This window comes from Nocardioides bruguierae (assembly GCF_023656415.1).
Lineage (GTDB): Bacteria > Actinomycetota > Actinomycetes > Propionibacteriales > Nocardioidaceae > Nocardioides > Nocardioides bruguierae.
Genome location: NZ_JAMOIL010000044.1, coordinates 1 through 18,663, shown reverse-complemented (window position 1 = coordinate 18,663; position 18,663 = coordinate 1). Strand labels below are relative to the sequence as shown.

General features: G+C 72.6%; 20 protein-coding genes. 11 read left to right on the top strand and 9 right to left on the bottom strand.

The window, feature by feature from the left end; translation table 11 throughout:
• On the bottom strand, window positions 1–856 hold an 856-nt coding region (locus tag M8330_RS20600; RefSeq protein ID WP_372490283.1), incomplete at its 3' end, for a hypothetical protein.
• A 390-nt stretch (window positions 857–1,246) separates the two neighbouring features.
• On the opposite strand from M8330_RS20600, the gene M8330_RS20595 reads away from it, so the two are divergent.
• The 3 genes from M8330_RS20595 to M8330_RS20585 are packed head-to-tail and all read left to right on the top strand — an operon-like array spanning window position 1,247 to window position 5,256.
• A complete protein-coding gene (locus M8330_RS20595; protein WP_250828862.1) occupies window positions 1,247–2,554 on the top strand; it encodes an NtaA/DmoA family FMN-dependent monooxygenase in 1,308 nt (435 codons plus the stop codon).
• Window positions 2,555–2,565: 11 nt separating this feature from the next.
• Window positions 2,566–3,918 carry an NtaA/DmoA family FMN-dependent monooxygenase gene (locus tag M8330_RS20590; RefSeq protein ID WP_250828861.1) on the top strand — a complete coding sequence of 451 codons (1,353 nt, stop codon included), beginning with the start codon at window positions 2,566–2,568 and terminating at the stop codon, window positions 3,916–3,918.
• A gap of 45 nt (window positions 3,919–3,963) precedes the next feature.
• Window positions 3,964–5,256, top strand: coding sequence for an NtaA/DmoA family FMN-dependent monooxygenase (locus M8330_RS20585; protein ID WP_250828860.1), 1,293 nt, complete (start codon window positions 3,964–3,966; stop codon window positions 5,254–5,256).
• A gap of 125 nt (window positions 5,257–5,381) precedes the next feature.
• Here M8330_RS20585 and M8330_RS20580 read toward each other — a convergent pair whose 3' ends face one another.
• Complete coding sequence (locus tag M8330_RS20580) at window positions 5,382–5,741, bottom strand: DsrE family protein (protein WP_250828859.1); 360 nt, start codon at window positions 5,739–5,741, stop codon at window positions 5,382–5,384.
• A gap of 178 nt (window positions 5,742–5,919) precedes the next feature.
• Between M8330_RS20580 and M8330_RS20575 the strand changes: the two genes are divergently transcribed.
• From M8330_RS20575 to M8330_RS20555, 5 genes are all read left to right on the top strand, one after another.
• Window positions 5,920–8,199, top strand: coding sequence for an acyltransferase family protein (locus M8330_RS20575; protein WP_250828858.1), 2,280 nt, complete (start codon window positions 5,920–5,922; stop codon window positions 8,197–8,199).
• Window positions 8,200–8,216: 17 nt separating this feature from the next.
• Window positions 8,217–8,711: a heme-binding beta-barrel domain-containing protein gene (locus M8330_RS20570; protein ID WP_250055057.1), complete on the top strand. Its 495-nt coding sequence runs from the start codon at window positions 8,217–8,219 to the stop codon at window positions 8,709–8,711.
• A gap of 21 nt (window positions 8,712–8,732) precedes the next feature.
• Window positions 8,733–9,149 (top strand): Fur family transcriptional regulator, encoded by a 417-nt coding sequence (locus tag M8330_RS20565; protein WP_250055059.1) that lies wholly within the window; start codon window positions 8,733–8,735, stop codon window positions 9,147–9,149.
• 115 nt (window positions 9,150–9,264) lie between these two features.
• Entirely contained in the window at window positions 9,265–10,242 is a 978-nt protein-coding gene (gene ygfZ, locus M8330_RS20560) for a CAF17-like 4Fe-4S cluster assembly/insertion protein YgfZ (RefSeq protein WP_250828857.1), read from the top strand.
• A gap of 157 nt (window positions 10,243–10,399) precedes the next feature.
• On the top strand, window positions 10,400–11,653 hold the full coding sequence (locus tag M8330_RS20555; RefSeq protein ID WP_250828856.1) for a YeeE/YedE family protein: 1,254 nt from the start codon (window positions 10,400–10,402) through the stop codon (window positions 11,651–11,653).
• A gap of 39 nt (window positions 11,654–11,692) precedes the next feature.
• Here M8330_RS20555 and mshD read toward each other — a convergent pair whose 3' ends face one another.
• Entirely contained in the window at window positions 11,693–12,562 is an 870-nt protein-coding gene (gene mshD / locus M8330_RS20550; protein WP_250828855.1) for a mycothiol synthase, read from the bottom strand.
• A 240-nt stretch (window positions 12,563–12,802) separates the two neighbouring features.
• On the opposite strand from mshD, the gene M8330_RS20545 reads away from it, so the two are divergent.
• Window positions 12,803–13,753 carry a hypothetical protein gene (locus M8330_RS20545; RefSeq protein WP_250828854.1) on the top strand — a complete coding sequence of 317 codons (951 nt, stop codon included), beginning with the start codon at window positions 12,803–12,805 and terminating at the stop codon, window positions 13,751–13,753.
• 176 nt (window positions 13,754–13,929) lie between these two features.
• On the opposite strand, the gene M8330_RS20540 is transcribed toward M8330_RS20545, so the two are convergent.
• Window positions 13,930–14,670 (bottom strand): response regulator transcription factor, encoded by a 741-nt coding sequence (locus tag M8330_RS20540; RefSeq protein ID WP_250055066.1) that lies wholly within the window; start codon window positions 14,668–14,670, stop codon window positions 13,930–13,932.
• Between the two features lie 117 nt (window positions 14,671–14,787).
• Here M8330_RS20540 and M8330_RS20535 point away from each other — a divergent pair, with 117 nt between their 5' ends.
• Complete coding sequence (locus tag M8330_RS20535) at window positions 14,788–15,063, top strand: MoaD/ThiS family protein (protein ID WP_250828853.1); 276 nt, start codon at window positions 14,788–14,790, stop codon at window positions 15,061–15,063.
• 245 nt (window positions 15,064–15,308) lie between these two features.
• On the opposite strand, the gene M8330_RS20530 is transcribed toward M8330_RS20535, so the two are convergent.
• Both M8330_RS20530 and M8330_RS20525 read right to left on the bottom strand, forming a co-directional pair.
• A complete protein-coding gene (locus M8330_RS20530; protein WP_250055068.1) occupies window positions 15,309–15,488 on the bottom strand; it encodes a hypothetical protein in 180 nt (59 codons plus the stop codon).
• Between the two features lie 194 nt (window positions 15,489–15,682).
• On the bottom strand, window positions 15,683–15,880 hold the full coding sequence (locus tag M8330_RS20525; RefSeq protein ID WP_250828852.1) for a hypothetical protein: 198 nt from the start codon (window positions 15,878–15,880) through the stop codon (window positions 15,683–15,685).
• A 118-nt stretch (window positions 15,881–15,998) separates the two neighbouring features.
• Here M8330_RS20525 and M8330_RS20520 point away from each other — a divergent pair, with 118 nt between their 5' ends.
• Window positions 15,999–16,502, top strand: coding sequence for a thioredoxin family protein (locus tag M8330_RS20520; RefSeq protein WP_250055070.1), 504 nt, complete (start codon window positions 15,999–16,001; stop codon window positions 16,500–16,502).
• A gap of 57 nt (window positions 16,503–16,559) precedes the next feature.
• Here M8330_RS20520 and M8330_RS20515 read toward each other — a convergent pair whose 3' ends face one another.
• The 3 genes from M8330_RS20515 to M8330_RS20505 all read right to left on the bottom strand — a co-directional run.
• Complete coding sequence (locus tag M8330_RS20515) at window positions 16,560–17,120, bottom strand: DUF6318 family protein (protein ID WP_250828851.1); 561 nt, start codon at window positions 17,118–17,120, stop codon at window positions 16,560–16,562.
• A gap of 119 nt (window positions 17,121–17,239) precedes the next feature.
• Window positions 17,240–17,698 (bottom strand): hypothetical protein, encoded by a 459-nt coding sequence (locus tag M8330_RS20510; protein ID WP_250828850.1) that lies wholly within the window; start codon window positions 17,696–17,698, stop codon window positions 17,240–17,242.
• Between the two features lie 407 nt (window positions 17,699–18,105).
• Window positions 18,106–18,663 (bottom strand): DUF6318 family protein (locus M8330_RS20505; protein ID WP_250828849.1); only part of this gene is annotated, 558 nt, incomplete at its 5' end.

Here is an 18,663-nt window from a genome sequence, read left to right as displayed (position 1 = left end):
CGGCCGCCTCGGCCTGCGCGCGGGCCTCGATCGCCCCGGCGGCGGCCTGCTCGGCGGCCTCCTTGGCGGCGGTGGCCTCGGCGGCGGTGGTCTCGGCGGCCTCGCGGGCCTGCGCGGCGTCGGCGGCCCGCTCCTCGGCGGCCCGGGCGGTGTGCTCGGCGTTCTCGCGGTCGGAGTGCGCCTGCGTGGCGGCGCCCGCGTGCGCGGCGGTGATCTCCTCGGCGGCCAGTCGGCCGGCGTGGGACTGCTCCGCCTCGTCCGCGCGGGCGTGGGCGGCCTGCTCGGCGGCCTCGCGGGCGGCGTGGGCCTCGGTGACGGCGTGGGCGGCGTCGGTGGCGCGCTGCTCGGCCTCGCGCTGGGCGTCGGCGGCGGACGCGGCGGCCTGCTCGGCCTCGGCGCGGGCCTGCTGCGCGGCGGCCAGCGCCTCGGAGGCCTCGGCGGCGCGGCGCTCGGCCTCCTCGCGGCGCTGGGTCAGCTCGCCGACGGACGCCTCGACGGCCTCCCGGGCCCGGACGCTCTCGGCCAGGGCCTGCTCGGCGGCCTCGCGGGCCTGCTGCGCCTGCTCGGCGGCGCGGGCGTGCTCGGCGGCGGCGTCGTCGGCGGCGGCCCGGGCGCGGGCGGACTCGGCGGCCGACTCCTCGGCCACCAGCCGCTCGGCGGCCTGCTCGCTGGCGGCCTGCTCGGCGCTGACCCGCAGCCCGGTGGCGCGCTCGGCGGCGGCGGTCTGGGACGCGATCCGCGCCTCCATCTCCTCCAGCGTCGGGGCGTCCGCAGGGGACTCGCCACGACGGCGGCGCCAACGGCGGGCGGAGTCACCCGGAGCAGGGTCGAGGGGCGGCTGCGAGGGGCTGTTCATGGCGGCCTCAGGCTATCGCGACCGGCCCTGCGACCCCGCTTCCCCCGCCACCCTCGTCGGGGTGGGGCCGGGCCGGGGGGATACGACCCACCACATTCGTGGTTCCGGGGCCTCAGAACCACGAATGTGGTGGGTCGTACCCCGGCCTCGCCCGCCTCCGACCCGGCCCCATCCCGCCCCGCGACCCGCCCGCCACGAGACGGCGCAACACGCGGGGGAGCGGTGCGCAGGGGGTGCCGGGGTGGCGGCAACGGACGCCGGCAGGCGGCCCGTTCCGGCGCAACCCAAGCCGTCGACGGGCGGCACCGGCGCGAAACACCGCGTTCCTAGCGTCCTCGTCACTCGCAGCGGGCCGAACGAGGCCCACCCCGATGCAGAGAGGCACGCACCGTGACGGAGAAGTTCCACCTCGGTTGGTTCACCAACTTCGCCCCGCCGATCTGGGAGGGGGCCTTCAGCGGCGACATCGGCAGCACGTGGGCCGACGGCCGCTTCTACATGGACTTCGCGAAGGCGCTCGACCGGGCCGGCTTCGACTACATGATGCTCGAGGACTCCTCGATGGTCTCCGACGCCTACGAGGGCACCTCGCGCGCCGACCTCAAGCACCACCTCTACGCGCCCAAGCACGACCCGCTGGCGCTGGCCCCGCTGCTGGCCTCGGTGACGACGAACCTCGGCATCGTCTGCACGGCCTCGACCAGCTTCTACCCGCCCTACCAGCTGGCCCGGGCCATGTCGACGCTCGACCACCTCTCCCGCGGCCGCATCGGCTGGAACATCGTCACGTCCTCGGAGGACCGCGCGGCCCAGAACTACGGCCTCGACCACCTCTACGAGCACGACGCCCGCTACGACCGCGCCGACGAGTTCGTCGAGGTCGTCGACAAGCTGTGGTCCTCGTGGGAGCCCGACGCGCTGGTGATGAACCGGGAGACCGGCCACTACGTCGACCACACGAAGGTGTCGACCATCGACCACAAGGGCCAGTTCTACTCGGTGCGCGGCCCGCTCAACACGCTGCCCTCGCCGCAGGGCCGCCCGGTCATCTGCCAGGCCGGCGGCAGCCCCCGCGGACGCCAGTTCGCCGCCGAGCACGCGGACACGATCATCACCCAGTCCCGCGGCAAGGAGCGGATGAAGGCCTACCGCGACGACATCCGCGCCCGCGCCGAGCACGCCGGTCGCAACCCCGACGACGTCAAGCTGCTCTTCATCGTCAACCCGGTGCTCGCCGAGACCGACGCCGAGGCGCAGGACCGCCGCGCGGCCGCGCTGGCGCAGACCGACAAGAACGTCGAGCGCGCCCTGGCCCACCTCTCCGCGCTCACCGAGGTCGACTTCTCCCAGTTCGACCTCGACGCGCCGCTGACCCAGGACGTCGAGACCAACGGTCACCGCACCACACTGGCCGAGTTCCTGCGCCTCGGCGAGAACGGCGCGAAGACGCTGCGCGAGGCCGCGGCCGGCTGGAACATCAACGCCGTCGACCTCATCGGCTCGGTCGAGACGGTCGCCGACCAGATGCAGGAGACGATGGAGTTCGTCGGCGGCGACGGCTTCCTCATCTCGGGCCCGATGACCCGGCAGTACATCAGCGAGGTCACCGACGGCCTCGTGCCCGAGCTCCAGCGCCGCGGCCTGACCCGCACCAGCTACGAGCACACCACCTTCCGCGACAACCTCCTGTCGTACTGATGGGTGCGCCGATGGGCAGCTCGCAGCGCATGCGCCTGGCCTGGTTCGTCAACTACCTGGTGCCGGGCTGGAACATCCCGTGGTCCGGCAACGCCGGCGCCGAGTGGATGAACGGAGACTTCTACGTCGACATGGCCCGCCGCCTCGACGCGGCCGGGTTCGACGCGATGATGCTCGAGGACGGCAACTACCTCTCCGACGCCTACGGCGGCACCTTCGAGGCCGAGCTCAAGCACACCGTCCGCGGGCCCAAGAACGACCCGCTGCCGCTCCTGCCGGTGCTCGCGGCCGCCACCGAGCGGCTCGGGTTCATCGCCACGATGTCGTCCAGCTTCTACCAGCCGTTCCTCCTGGCGCGGCTGGTCACGACGCTCGACCACCTCACCGGCGGCCGGGTCGGCTGGAACGTCGTCACCTCCTCCAGCCCGCTCGCGGCGCAGCAGTTCGGCATGGACGCGCTGCCCGACCACGACGAGCGCTACCTCATCGCCGAGGAGCTCGTGGACGTGGTGAAGAAGCTCTGGCGCTCGTGGGACCGCGACGCCGTGGTGATGGACAGGGCGACCGGCACCTACGTCGACCACGAGAAGGTCCGGCCGATCCACCACCACGGCACGTACTTCGACGTCCGCGGGCCCCTCAACGCGCTGCCCCCGCTGCAGGACCTGCCGCCGATCTTCCAGGCCGGCGGCAGCCCCACCGGTCGGGAGTTCGCCGCCCGCTCGGCCGACGTCATCGTCAGCTCGGCCAAGGGCATCGACGACATGCGCGAGTACCGGGCCGAGGTCCGTCGCCGGGCCGAGCTGAACGGCCGCAACCCCGACGACATCAAGATCCTCTTCATGATCTCCCCGTTCCTGGAGGAGTCCGACGAGCTGGCCCGGCGCCGGCGCGAGGAGCGGCTGGCGATCACCGACGAGCGGGCCGAGCGGCGGCTGCTGATGATGAGCGACGAGATCGACTTCTCGCAGTTCCCGCTCGACCAGCCGTTCCCGACCGACCTGTCGACCAACGGCAGCCAGTCGCTGCTGAAGCAGTTCGCCCAGTGGGCCGGCGACCGGCCGCTGCGGGAGGCGGCGGCCGGCGACGAGTTCGAGGCCTTCCCGGCGTTCGGCACGCCCGAGACGGTCGCCGACGAGATGGAGCACGCCTTCCGCGAGGTCGGCGGCGACGGCTACCTCATCTTCGCGGGCGGTGGCGGGATGCTCACCCGCCGCTACGTCGACCAGGTCTGCGAGGGCCTGGTGCCCGAGCTGCGCCGCCGCGGCCTCGTCTGGGACGCCCCGCCCGCCGGACTCGGCCTGAACCAGCGGCTCGCGTGCGACGAGCCCGCCCCGGACCAGCGCTCCGCCGCGTCCGCCTGACCCCGATTCCCTGTCAGCAGTTCCACGAGAGGACCCCTCAGCGCCATGTTCCACCTCGGATGCTTCGTCTCGTTCCGCCCGCCGGTGTGGAACAACCCGCTCTTCGACAACGCCGACGCCGAGTCGTGGCCGGAGGGCGACATCTACCTCCACCTGGCCAAGCAGTACGACAAGGCCGGCTTCGACTACCTGATGTTCGAGGACTCCTCGATGGTCTCCGACATCCACGGCGGCACGATGGAGGCCGACCTCAAGCACTCCCTCTACGCGCCCAAGCACGACCCGGTGCTGCTCGCCCCGCTGCTGGCCGACGCCACCAAGGGCCTCGGCATCATCACCACCGTCTCCACCAGCTTCACCCCGCCGTTCATGCTGGCCCGCTCGATGACCACGCTCTCGCACCTCTCCTCGGGGCGGATCGGCTGGAACATGGTCACCTCCTCGGAGGACCGGGCCGCCCAGAACTACGGCATGGACGAGCTGCCCGACCACGACGAGCGCTACCAGCGCGCCGACGAGTACGTGGACGTCGTCAAGGGGCTGTGGGAGACGTGGGACCCGGACGCCGTCGTGCTCGACAAGGAGACCGGCACGTTCGTCGACCACGAGAAGGTGCACACGCTCGACCACGAGGGCGAGTACTTCAAGGTCCGCGGCCCGCTCAATGCGCTGCCGCCCTACGGCGGGCAGCCGGTGCTCTGCCAGGCCGGCGCCAGCCCCCGCGGACGCGACTTCGCGGCCCGCAACGCCGACACGATCATCGCCAGCGCGCAGGGTCCTGAGGCGATGAAGGCACTGCGCGACGACATGCGCGAGCGCGCCGAGAAGTTCGGCCGCGACCCCGACTCGCTCAAGGTGATGTTCGTGGTCACCCCGATGCTGGGGGCGGACGACGCCGAGGTGGCGCGGCTCAAGCAGCTGGCCGAGCGCCCCGACGACGTCCGCGTCGAGTCGACGCTGGGCCACCTCTCCTGCCTGACCGAGAACGACTTCTCCACCTTCGACCTCGACGCCGTCGTGCCGGAGGTGACCACCAACGGTCACCGCTCGACGCTGGAGAACTTCCTGATCCGCGGCAAGGGCAAGACGCTGCGCGAGATCGCCTCGACCTGGGGCCTGGACTGCGTGCCGCTCGAGGGCACCCCCGACGCCGTGGCCGAGCGGATGGGCGAGGTCATGGACTTCGTCGGCGGCGACGGCTTCCTCATCACCGGCCAGGTCAGCCGGGCCCACATCGACCGGATCGCCGACGGGCTCGTCCCTGCCCTCCAGGCGCGTGGCCTGACCCGCACCGAGTACACCGGCACCACGATGCGGGAGAACCTGATGGCCTTCTGAGCTCGGTACTCATCGGTGCGGGCCAAGGGGGTACGACCCACCCCATTCGTGGTTCGGGCCGCCCGAAACCACGAATGTGGTGGGTCGTATCCCCTAGCCCAGGCCCCCAGGGGCCCCGACCCGGCTCAGTACACGAGCGCCTGGACCCCGTCCGCGAGGACCTCCTCGGCGAACACCGCCGCACCACGGATCGTGACGCCGGGGAGGGTGTCGGCCTCGCCGATCTCGCGGCGGGCGGCGCACTGCCCGCAGATGGTGACGGTGCCCATCTCGAGCACGATCGCGATGAGCTGGTCGACCTCGGTGGCGTACTTCAGCGCCAGCGACCGGCCGTGGTCGGGGGTGCCCCACCAGGCGGACTCACCGGTCAGCCACAGCGACACGTGGGCCCCGGCGGCGGCCGCCGCGGCGGCGACGGTGAGGCCCTGGTTGGCGCGCTCGGCGTCCTGGGGGCCGGCAGTGACCTTGAGCACGAGCGATCGCATCCGCCCAGCGTAGGGGCGTGCGGACAAGGTCCGGGCAAGGGACCAGCAATCCTTTACGTGTCGGCCGGGCGCAGCTGGGTAGACACCTGTGCAGTGGACGACGTCGTCCACGACGACAGCCGAGATCGACGGCGCCCGCGTGATGCTCCGCGGTCGCCTGCACATGGGGGAAGCAAGCGTGGCCGAGGAGTCTGCGCGCTCGAGCCTGTTCACCGGGCTCCGGCGCGACATCCAGGGTGTCCGCGGTCTCGGCGTCAGCCTGGTGGTGCTCGGGCACCTCACGGCCTGGCCCCCCGGCGTCTTCGCGGCCCTCGACATCTTCTTCGTGCTCTCGGGCTACCTGATCACCACGATCCTGCTCACCCAGCTGCCGAAGTACGGCGCGAGGATGCTGCCGGTCTTCTACCTGGGCCGCGTCCGGCGCCTGTTCCCGATGGCGCTGCTCGTGCTGGCGCTCACCGTGCTGGCGACCTGGTGGCTCTACTCCGGCGTGCGCGCCGGCGACGTCCTGACCGACGCCACCTGGGCCGCCTTCTTCGCCGTCAACTGGCACTTCGCCGCCGACGGCACCGACTACTTCTCGCCGCAGTCGGAGTCCCCGCTGCTGCACTACTGGTCGCTGTCGGTGGAGGAGCAGTTCTACGTCTTCTGGCCGGCCCTGGTGCTCCTGGGCATCGCGCTCGGCGCCCTGGCCCTGCGGAGCCGCAGCAAGCGGCAGGACGCCGGCAGCGCCGCTGCGTCCGCCCTCGAGCCGGCCACGGAGAGCCGCCTGCGCGGCGGCTGGCCGACGCTGCTCGTGCTCGGCGCGCTCACGCTCGGCACCTTCGCGTTCTCGCTGTGGCACTCGGCCGCGAACCCGACGACCGCCTACTTCAACACCTTCGACCGCGCCTGGGAGTTCGGCGCCGGCGGCCTGCTGGCGGTCGTGGCGCCGATGGTCGTCACCTGGCCGCGGCGGCTGCGGCACGCGCTGGCCTGGGTGGGGCTGGTCGGCGTGCTGACGGTGATCTTCCTGATCCAGTCCACGGTCCAGTTCCCGGCGCCCTGGGGCCTGGTGCCGGTCGCGGCCTCGCTGCTGCTCATCACCGGCGGGCTCGACGGGCACACCCGGTTCATCTGGGCGCTGGACAACCCGGTGATGCGCTACCTCGGCGACATCTCCTACTCGATCTACCTGTGGCACATGCCGCTGATCGTGCTGGGCGAGCCGTTCTTCGCCGGCCACGAGTGGGCGTTCTACGTCGTCGTGCCGGTCGCGACCCTCGTCCTGGCGTCGGGGTCCTACCACCTGGTCGAGCGGCCCCTGCGCAACGCGCGGTTCTGGATGACCGCGGCCGAGAAGAAGCGCAAGCCCCCGCGCGACCCGCGCCCGCTGGGCGAGAAGGTGCGCGGCGCGATCGGCGGCGGTGGCCTCGCCGGGCAGGCCCGCGGCTTCGCGATGGTCGGCACCGCGGTGGTGGCGATCATGATCGCCGCCTCCGTGCTGCGCGGCCCGGCCGCGGAGGACGCCGCCGGCGCGGCCGACCTGGCCGACGCCGACCTCCAGGCCTCGATGCTGAGCTCGCTGGAGGAGGACGGGTTCCCCGACTTCGACCCCTCGCTGGCCTACCTGCGCAGCACTGACTGGGAGTCCGAGCAGGCCACCTACGGCTGCGGCGAGACCCCGGTCGACGACCTGTCGTCCTGCCTGTTCAACAGCACCGGGAAGAAGGACCAGCCGGTGGTCGCCGTCTACGGCGACTCGGTGGCGGCCTCCTGGATGCCGACCGTGCGCACCGCCTTCGAGGCCGAGGGCTGGGCGGTGCAGCAGCTGACGCTCCAGCAGTGCGGGCCGTGGGAGCTGAAGAGCTACGTCAAGCAGGACGAGGAGGCCTACCCGGAGTGCGGCCAGTTCCACGACGCCGTGCACGACTGGCTCGACGAGAACACCCCCGACGTCCTCATCATGGCCTCCTCCATGGACCAGGCGAGCAACGCCGACCGCGCCGACATCGGCGGCACCCACCGCTCGCTGTCGCAGTCCGCGCTGGCCGCGGCGCTGCGCCTCGTCCCGACCGACACGCAGGTCGTGGTGCTCGGCTCGCCGCCCAACCACCAGTACCTGGTCGACTGCGTGACCCGCGTCGGCACGCCCGTGCAGTGCGCGACCACCCCGAACCAGCTCTACCGCGACCACCGGGCCGGCGAGGAGGCCGCCGCCGAGGCGGCCGGCGCCGCCTACGTCGACACCCAGTCGTGGTTCTGCGTGCAGGGCCAGTGCCCCGGGTTCGTCGGCGACGTGCCGGTGACGGTCGACGGGGTGCACCTCACGATCCAGTACGCGGAGCGCCTCGCTCCGCTGCTCACCGACGCGCTGCGGCCCCTGGCCGCAGCGCTCGAGGACGACGTCGACGCCGCGGAGGGGTTGGCGTCGGCGTCGTCCTCACCCTCCTCTGCGGCTTCTACCGCCTCGCGCTGAGCCGTTAGGCTCGCTCGGTGCCTATCGAGCTTCCCCCGAACCTGCACCTGAACTGCGCCCCGGTCGTCTGGCTGCTGGGCACGTGGCGCGGCAACGGCCACGGCGACTACCCGACCATCGACGGGTTCTCGTTCGCGCAGGAGATCACCTTCCAGCAGGACGGTCGCCCGTTCTTCCACTACTTCGCCAAGTCCTGGATCGTCGACGAATCCGGCGAGAAGGTGCGCGACGCCGCCCAGGAGACCGGCTTCCTGCGGTGCCCCGAGCGCGGCAAGGTCGAGCTGCTGCTCAGCCACTCCAGCGGCGTCAGCGAGGTCTGGTACGGCAACGCCGACGACGGCAAGATCGAGATGCGCACCGCGGGCGTCTCCTTCACCGAGACCGCCAAGGAGATCACCGGCGGCCACCGCCTCTACGGCAACGTCGACGGCGACCTGCTCTACGCCTACGACATGGAGGCGATGGGCCAGGAGCTCCAGCCGCACCTGTGGGCGCGCCTGCAGCGAGCCTGACCCGCCTGCAAGGATGGCGGCGTGGCGGACGACGACCTGCGTGACCGGCTCCGGGGGAGCGGCTACCGCCTGACCCCGCAGCGCGAGCTGATCCTGCGCGCCGTGCAGTCGCTCGAGCACGCGACGCCCGACGAGGTGCTCGCGGAGGTCCGCCGGCACGCCTCGGCGGTCAACGCCTCCACCGTCTACCGGACCCTCGAGGTGCTCGAGGAGCTGGGCCTGATCCGGCACGCCCACCTCTCCGACCGCGCGCCGACCTACCACGTCGTCGACGACCACGAGCACTTCCACCTCGTCTGCCGCACCTGCCGCAGGGTCACCAGCGTGGACGCCGGCGCGGCCGGTGCGTTCGCCGCCCTCCTGCGCGAGCAGCACGGCTTCGAGGCCGACCTGGGTCACCTCACCGTCTTCGGCCACTGCACCACCTGCACCGACTGAGCCCCTCGGTGGTCGAGCCCACCCGTCCCGGTGGTCGAGCAGCGACGAGCCCTGGCGAGGAGCGCACGTCGAGACCACCGGAACACCCGCACCCCACCCGGTCGTTAGGAGAGACATGCTGAGCCCCCTCCTGTCCCTGCCCGGCGCGGTCGCCGGCGACGGCGTCGACGCCCCCGTGGCGGCGCACTACGGCTCGTTCAACGGCGAGCAGCGCACGCTGGTCGGCGGCGAGGGGTTCGTGGACCTCTCGCACCGCGAGGTGCTGCGGATCAGCGGCCCGGACCGGCTGACCTGGCTGCACGACCTCTCCACCCAGTTCTTCCGCGACCTCACCCCGGGCCGCTGGACCCACGCGCTGATGCTCTCGGCCAACGGCCACGTCGAGCACGCCTTCACCGGCGTGGACGACGGCGAGGCGTTCACCCTGCACACGGAGCCGGGCCGCGGCGCCGCGCTGCTGGACTGGCTGACCAAGATGCGCTTCTGGAGCAAGGTCGAGCTCGAGGACCTCACCAGCGAGCTGGCCGTCACCTGGCGCGCGAAGCCGGACCTCGACCAGGAGGCCGACCACGCGCAGGGCTACGAGCTCGTCCCGCGTGACCAGCTGGCGACCTACGCGGCCGCGGCCGGCCCCACGGCCGGGCTGTGGGCGTTCGAGGCGCTGCGCATCGAGCGCGGGGAGCCCCGGCTGGGCATCGACACCGACGAGCGGACCATCCCCAACGAGGTCGGGTGGGTCGGCCCCGCCGTCCACCTCGACAAGGGGTGCTACCGCGGCCAGGAGACCGTGGCCCGCGTCCACACGCTGGGGCGCCCGCCGCGGCGGCTGGTGATGCTGCACCTCGACGGCACGGAGAACCGGCTGCCGACGCAGGGCTCGCCGCTCACGGTGGCCGGCGACGAGCGCGGCAAGGAGGTCGGGTTCGTCGGCTCGTCCGCCCGCCACCACGAGCTGGGCCCGATCGCGCTGGCCGTGGTCAAGCGCAACGTGGCCACCGACGCGACGCTGGTCGTCGACGGGATGCCCGCCGGCCAGGAGGTCGTCGTCGACCCGGAGGTCGGGCTGCACGTGCGGCCGAACCTGCGCGGCTGAGGGGCCACCCGCGGGAGGGAGCACCATCCCCCTCCCCGCTCCGAGCGGGTGGAGATTCCTGTCGAGCGGGGGAGATGACTCACCCGCGCGGTGGGAAGCGGGAGGACGCCCCGGGCCGTTGTGCCCGGGGTCCGTCCCGTTCTCGGAGGTTTCTCGCATGTCCCTCGCCGCCCAGGCGCCGTCACGTCCCGCCGCCCGTCCGACCCCACGGGCCCCTGAGGCCGGACGCCCCCAGTGGGGCGTCCTCACCGTCGGTGTCGTCGCGCTGCTGGCCCTCGTGGTCGCCGCCTGGACGACGCAGGGCTGGCCCCAGGCCGCGCTCCTCGCGCTCGGGGCGGGCCTCGGCTTCACGCTGTTCCACGCCCGGTTCGGGTTCACCTCGGCCTGGCGGCAGCTGGTCTCGGTCGGCCAGGGCCGCGGCCTGCGGGCGCACTCGCTGCTGCTGGCGCTCACCACCGTGCTGTTCGCGCCGGTGCTCGCCATGGGCCTCGCGCCCGTGGCCGGCTCGGTCTCGGGCAACGTCGCGCCGGTGGGCGTCAGCCTCGTGGTCGGAGCGTTCGTCTTCGCGGTGGGCATGCAGATCGGTGGCGCTTGCGCCTCCGGGACGCTGTATGCGGTCGGGTCCGGCCAGACCTCGATCCTGCTGACCCTCGGCGGCTTCGTGGTCGGCGCGACCGTCGGCGCCGCGCACCTCGGCTGGTGGGCTCGGACGCCCAACATCGGCGCCGTCAGCCTCGCCGACGTGTTCGGCTCCTACACGGCCGGCGTCGTGGTGACCCTCGTGGTGCTGGCGCTGATCGTGGCCGTCACGATCGTGGTCGAGCGCCGCCGCACGCCCCCGCCGATCGGCCCCGTGCCCACCGCCCGCGGCCTGGCCCGCGTGCTGCGTGGGTCCTGGCCGCTCTGGGTCGGCGCCGCCGCGCTGGCGGTGCTCAACCTCGGCGTCCTGCTCGTCTCGGGCAGCCCGTGGGGCGTGACCACCGCGTTCGCGCTGTGGGGCTCCAAGGCCGCCGGTGCGCTCGGTATCGCCGACCCGTCCACCTGGACCTTCTGGTCCGGCGACCGCGCCGACGTCCTCGCCGGCTCGGTGCTGGCGGAGTCCACCAGTCTCACCGACCTGGGCATCATCGTCGGCGCCATGGTCGCCTCCGCGCTGGCCGGCGCGTTCACGCTGCACCAGCGCGTCCCGGCCAGGCTCGCGCTCGGCGCCGTGATCGGTGGCCTGCTCATGGGCTACGGCGCCCGCCTGGCCTACGGCTGCAACATCGGCGCCTACCTGGGCGGCATCTCCAGCCTCAGCCTGCACGGCTGGGTGTGGGGCGCGGTCGCGCTGGTCGGCACCGTGCTCGGCGTGCGGCTGCGGCCGCTGTTCGGGCTCAGCCGCCCGCAGTCGTCCGACTCGGTCTGCTGACCCGCCCACCCACGGCGCCGACGGGGCCGGGGCGAGCGCTCAGCTCCGGCGGTACATCACGTGCGTGTCCTCGGGGGCGTGGGTGAAGCCCAGCTTGCCCTCGTAGACGCGGACGGCGGCGTGGTTGTCGGACTCGACGTAGAGGATGACCTCGTCCACACCCAGACCGTGCAGGTGGTGCAGCCCGGCGTTGGTCAGCACCGCGCCGAGGCCGCGGCCCTGCGCGTCGGGGGAGACCCCGACGACGTAGACCTCGCCCGTGGCGGCGTCGTGCTGCTTGGTCCAGTGGAACCCGAGCAGCGCCCCCTCGACGGGGCCCTCGCCCTCCACCCCGGCCGGCCGCGGGGAGACTTCGCGGGCCATCAGCAGCCCCGGCGAGGAGAACCACGGCTCGGCCATCCGCTCGGCCAGGTTGGCGGCGTCCATCGACCCCTGCTCGGGGTGGTGGGCGAACGCGGCGGCGTTGACGGCCAGCAGGTCCTTCGGGTCGGCGGGGTCGAGCGCGTCGAAGCCGCGCACCACCACCCCGTCCGGCACCTCCAGCGGCGGCAGCGGCTCGCTCGCCGGGCGGCGCATCACCCACAGCTCGCGCACCCGCTCGAACCCGTGGTGGGCGGCCAGCGCCCGTGCGGCGGGGTGGTCGGCGTGCGACCAGGCGGCCAGCGGCCCCTCGACCCCCTCGAGCAGCCGCCCCAGCAGCCGGGCGCCCACGCCGCGTCCGCGGTGCTCGGGGTCCACGACGAGGGTGATCTCGCCGCCGGTCAGCAGCGCGAAGCCCTCGTCCTCGACCAGGGCGGTGACCTCGTCAGGGTGGTGCCGCAGCGTCATCCGGGTCGCCTCGTCGAGCGGCGCGGTGCCGTCGGCGCGCTCGGCGGCCAGGGCGAGGGAGTCGATGCGGGGGTCAGCCATGGGTCCAACCTAGGACGCTGCCGCTACCCGGCGTGGTGAGGGGCTGTTGCTTCTCCGGCCCCCCACACGTCGCTGGTCGAGGAAGGACGAAGTCCTGTCGCGAGAACCGGACGCCCCACAAGCCGGAGCGCTGGAAGCGTCCGGTGCTCCTCGCGCTCCGCGTTCCGGCAGGCGCGCGAGGTCATCCACAGCTCGCCGACCCCGGAGGGTGACCGCCGACCAGCGGGGCAGCCTCCGAGCATGGACGACGAGGACCTGCGCGTGTGCCTGCGCGCGCTGCAGCGGCAGTGCGGGGTGGTGACGCTCCAGCAGCTGCGCGACCACGCGCCGGCGCAGCGACCACTGGCGCGCGCGGACGTCGCCCGGTGGGAGCGAAGGCGGCTGCTGAGACGGGTCCACCGAGCGGTGTGGGTCGACCACACCGGCCCGCTCACCGACGAGCAGACCTGCTGGGCCGCCGTGCTCGCAGTCGGACCGGCGGCCCTGCACCTGGAGTCGGCCACCGACCTGTCTCACCGCCCGGTCGAGGTGGCCGTCGACGAGTCCCGACGTGTGCGGCCCCCGGTGGGCGTCCGACTGCATCGGGTGCGCGGACTCGCCCAGCGGGTGCGCGCGGCGGCATCCCCACCACGGGTGCGGGTCGAGGAGGTCGTCCTGGGGCTCGTGGAGCACGCGGACGCCGGCACCGCGGTCGTGCGGCTGCTCAGCGACGCGGTCGGAGATCGCAGCAGCACCCCGGCCCGTCTGCGGCACGCGGCGCGGCGACGCCGCAGGCTCCGGCACCGACGACTCGTGCTCGCGGTGCTGGACGACGTCGAGGCGGGCGCCTGCTCGGTGCTCGAGCGTGCGTACCTGCACCGGGTCGAGCGGGCGCACGGCCTGCCCACCGGCTCTCGGCAGGACCCGAGGCCGGGCGGGCGCGGGCTGCAGGACGTCACCTACGGCGGCGGGCTGGTCTCGGTCGAGCTGGACGGTCGGCTCGGCTACGCCGGATGGGTGGCGGGCGCGCGGGACGCTCGCCGTGACCTCGAGGACGCCGCCGCCGGCCAGCACCGGCTGCGGCTGCGCTACGCCCAGGTCCTCGACGACCCCTGCCGGACCGCCGGGCTGCTGGGCCGCGTGCTCGCGCACCACGGCTGGCGGGGCGCGGTGCGCGCCTGCGGGCCGAGTTGCCCCGCCGCGTCCGCCTGAGAGCGGTGGTCGAGGGAGGACGAAGTCCTGTCGCGAGACCGAGGCCCAGAAGCAGACGAGGCGCCAGGTGACCGTGAGGTCTCCTGGCGCCACGTGCTGGAGGGGAGGCGCGGGGCCCGCGTGCGGGCCGCTGGGGTGCGTCCGTGTCAGGCAGCCCGAGTGATCAGCCCGAGCGATCAGGCGTCGAGCGCGAGGTCGTCGGTCAGGCGCATGTCGGACTCGGCGCTCTTCGCGTCCTTGGTCGGCAGCACGAAGCGGTAGCCGACGTTGCGGACGGTGCCGATGAGCGTCTCGTTCTCGGGGCCGAGCTTGGCGCGCAGCCGGCGGACGTGGACGTCGACGGTGCGGGTGCCACCGAAGTAGTCGTAGCCCCAGACCTCCTGGAGCAGCTGCTGGCGGGAGAACACGCGGCCGGGGTGCTGCGCCAGGAACTTCAGGAGCTCGAACTCCTTGAAGGTGAGGTCGAGCGGGCGGCCACCGATCTTGGCGGTGTAGGTCGCGTCGTCGACGAGCACCTCGCCGGAGCGGATGACGTGGGCCTCGGGGTCCGCCGCCTCGCGGGTGGCGGTGAGCTTGCCGATGGCGAGCTTGATGCGGGCCTCGAGCTCGGCGGGGCCACAGGTGTGCAGCACGACGTCGTCCATGCCCCAGTCGTGGCTGACGACGGCGAGGCCGCCCTCGGTGGTGACCAGGATGACCGGGACGTCCGTCCCGGTCGTGCGGATCAGGCGGCACAGGTCGCGGGCGTGGGCCAGGTCCTGGCGTCCGTCCACGAGCAGGAGGTCGGACTCGGGGGCCTCGAGCAGAGCCGAGCCCTCGGCGGGCAGGATGCGGACCTGGTGACCCAGGAGCGCGAGACCGGGCAGGACCTCGGCGGAGGGCTGCAGGGCGCTGGTGAGAAGCAGGAGAGTGCTCACGCGGGTTCTCCTCCCATCGGGTGTGGGTGGCTTCCGAAACGCAACGTTGGGCCTCGGTCTGTTGACTGCTGGTGAATATTAACGAAACGAAGGCGTCACATTGGAAGGGCTGAACCGATGAATGAGACGCAGATCATCACCGTCAGGTACTGGGCAGGTGCCCGGCACGTTGCCGGGACGGACGCCGATCACCTGTCCGTCACAACGGAGTTGACGCTCGTGGAGGTGCTCGCGCGGGCCGTCGCCGAGCACCCCGGCACGACCCTCTCCGACGTGGTGAAGGCCTGCTCAGTGCTGGTGGACGACCTTCCGGTGGGGTCCCGCGACCCGGCCTCGGTGACGGTCTCGCCGGGCCAGGTCGTGGAGGTGCTGCCGCCCTTCGCGGGTGGCTGAGGACCTCCGTCCCGGCGTGAGGCGTGCGTGGTCCCGCATCGTGGACGCGGCGGGGCCCCGTCGTCCCGGACCACCGGCCCTGTCGGCACGACGCGCGCTCCCGGTGTGATGGTCGGTCGGGCTCGGCGAGCTCCGGCCGGGTCGGTCGGCCGGCGCAATCGGCCCGTGACGCGACTCGCCCCCGGCCGCCTGCTGGCGGGTCCGGGGGCGAGTGGTGACGTGACGGGTCCTGGTGGACGCCGGCGTCAGAGGTGTGCGGCGGTGCGGGCGACCTCGTGAGTCTCAGTGACGCGGACGCCCGCACCGTCATCCCCCTGCCCGTCGCGGAACGCGCGACCCACGGCGAGAGCCAGGGGCCAGGGCAGGAGCACCCAGAGGACCGCCAGGGAACCGAGGGCGACAGCCCAGTTGAGCGTCAGGTCCATGGTCGTGCTCCTCCTCCGCGGTGCTGGGGTGTGATGCGGATAACAGAGTGTTACCCGGCAGTTCAGTGGTGGAAACCCTTCGTGCTGAGTCTTTACGCGGCCCACATGAAAGCGTTCTCGTCGTCCTGTGGGGGCCCTGTGACCTCGGTTTTCATCCGATTGCCGGACGCCGATGTCAAGGTGTGCTAGCCGCGTCAGGCAGCCCCGATCGCTCCGTGACCGCCGGTGGTGTCGTCCGAGCCGAAGCGCGGGTGCAGGGCGATCGGGGTGACGGTGAGGTCGTGGGCGTCGTGCTCGTGGCCGCGGGCGAAGGCGCGTCCGACCGCCACGGCGAGCGGGAACGGGACGACCAGCCAGAGCAGCAGGGCCAGTGCGACGAGGAGCGGGGTCATGACCACGAGCATGGGTGTGCTCCGTGAAGGCTTCGGCAGGCGCTGATAAAGGTTTGCGCAAGACGCGCGCCGCTGGACGCCGTGGAAGACATGCGTGCTCCTCGTGGTTGCATCCGGCATGACCTCTGGAGTGGTGATCGCTGTCGTGGCCGTCGTCGTCGCCGTGGCCTTCGGGGCCTACCGCGCGATGACCGACGGTCGGTTCCGTGGCACCCGGCAGATCCCGCAGGACGCCGGCGCGGCCGACTCCCCGGTGCCCGCTGCCGCGTCCGCCGTCGACGAGGTGCCCGCCGAGCCGGCGAACGCGTGGACCCACGTGCTCGCCGCCATCCCGGACGCCGAGCTGGGGGAGCGGGCCACCCTCGTGCAGTTCTCCAGCGCCTTCTGCGCCCCGTGCCGCACGACCCGACGCGTGCTGGGTGAGGTCTCGGAGGTCGTGCCCGGCGTCGTGCACCTCGAGGTGGACGCCGAGCAGCACCTCGAGCTCGTGCGCGAGCTGGACGTCACCCGCACCCCCACCACGCTCATCCTCGACTCCGCCGGTGCCGAGTCGACCCGCGCCGCCGGCGCACCCCGCAAGGAGACCGTGCTCGGTGTCCTCGCGGACGTGGTGGCTGACTGAGCCTTCCTGATCGCGGAGCGCGGCACGTACCTGGTGCGTGTGCGGCTCCGCGTTGCCTCATGAGGCGCCCTCGGTCGTCACCGCGGTGACCTGCCAGGGGTCACGCTGCCAGCGCATCTGGAAGGTGTACTTCGCGCGCAGTGCCGCGGCAGTCTCCACGATGCCCCTGGCGTCCACGAAGCGCTGCTCGGGGACGCGCATGGTCCAGTTCACCGCGAAGTTCTGCTCGGGGGTCTGGCTCCAGGTGACCCGCGTGAGCACCCAATCGTCCATCTCGATGCTGCCGCCATGGCTGTAGCGATGGTCGATGGCGTCAGCGAAGTCCGCGCAGGTGGCGCACCCGCGGCTGCTGATCGAGCGGAGCGCGGTGGTGTCACCGCTCCGAGCCGCGTCCGTGAACGTGTCGAGCCAGAGCTGGGCGAACGCCATGGCCCCCTCCGGAGACTCCTCGGCCCACGCATCGACTGTCGTGTCTGCGCTGGGCGTGGCCTCGCCGATGGAGGCCGGCGCGCTGGGGGTGGGGTCCGCGACGACGGGGTCGGGGTCGTCGGAGGAGCACGCGGAGAGTGCGAGGGCGCTGGTGAGGGCCACGGCGGCCGCGAGCGGTCGGAGGGTCATGGTCTGCCTTCCCGGGTCAGCCCCGAGCCATCGCGCGTATGGAGAACCGCGATCGCGGAGCGCGGCACGCACCTGGTGCGTGTGCGGCTCCGCGTTGATGTTGCGTGTGCTCGTTCGGGTCAGTCCCGGGTGTAGGTGACGCCGGTGGCGGTGAGGCGTGGGGTGGCGGTGCGGACCTGGATTCTCTGGGCGGGGCTGGTGGACTCGACGGTGCCGTCGACGTCTTGCCAGGTGCCGCCGTCCACGCGCCAGCGGGCGGTCCAGGTGGTGGTGACGGCGAGGTCGGCCTGTTGGGCGGTCTCGTACTGGTGGGAGACGTAGGCGGTCATCGGGAGGCCGGGGTCGTAGGCGCGGCCGGGGTCGGTGGTGGTGAGTGAGGCTCCGTCGCCGAAGGTCCAGGTGAACTGGGCCGGCGTGATGTCGAGGTCGATGGTCCGGCCGAGGAGGGTGACGGTCTCGGTGAACGGTTCGGCCTCGGTGTGGACGAGGGTGTCGATGTTCACCAGGGTCTCGCCGTCGGGTGGCTGGATGACGAGCTCGCCGCGGGGCAGGTCCACCCGCTCGAAGGCTCGGCGCACTGCCCCAGGGAGATCAGGTGCGGGCGCGTTTCTCGCCTCGGCTTCGGCATCGCTCAGGCACACCTCGCCTGCAATGACCCACTCCGGGTTGCCCTCGTACCTAACCCAGTAGGTGTACAGGAGCCCGTCGTCTCCACAGACCGCATCCCCGCCGCATCCGTAGACCGCGTCGGACGCGTTGCCGCTGCCGCGCTCGCAGTGAGCGTCCCAGTACTGATCGACCACCTGCGGTCCTGAGGACGCCGCAGCGGCTGTCGCCTCGCCCTCGGAACCCTCGGTAGCCTCCTTGACGCTGACATCGAAGCGGTTCGGCCCACTGCTGGCGTCCGCGTCGTCGGCGCGAGCCGGGTATGTACTCATCGCTAGGCCGAGGGCGAGCAACACGGCTGGGGCACCGATTCTCGGGATCATGAGAGGACCCGCAGGTCGGAGATCTGCCAGCCGTCAGTACGCCAGTCGAGGACGAACGCGTACCGGGATGTCGCCGCGGCGCTGGTGCTGGGCTCCCCACTTGACTCGATGAAGGTCTGCTTCGGCTGATCGAACGTCACGGTGACGGCCTGATCGCCGGCTCGCGGGCTCTCCGACCAACTGCTGGTGGTGATCGTCCACCCGTCGCCGCGTATGGAACCCCCGTCCGCGTAGGTGCCGTCGATCAGGTCGATCACTGCCGTGCAGCCCTCGCAGTCGGCCGAGCTCAGGCCCGACAGATCACCCGTCTCTCCGCTCTGAAAGGCCGCATTGAAGGTCTCAGTCCAATGCGCCACGAAGGCGACCGCTCCTCGTGGCCCACGAGCCTCCCAGGGCTCCGCCGCGTCCTCAGTGGGCGTGGGGTCCACGCTGGAGGAGGGGGCGCTGGGGGTGGGGTCCGCGACGACGGGGTCGGGGTCGTCGGAGGAGCACGCGGAGAGTGCGAGGGCGCTGGTGAGGGCCACGGCGGCCGCGAGCGGTCGGAGGGTCATGGT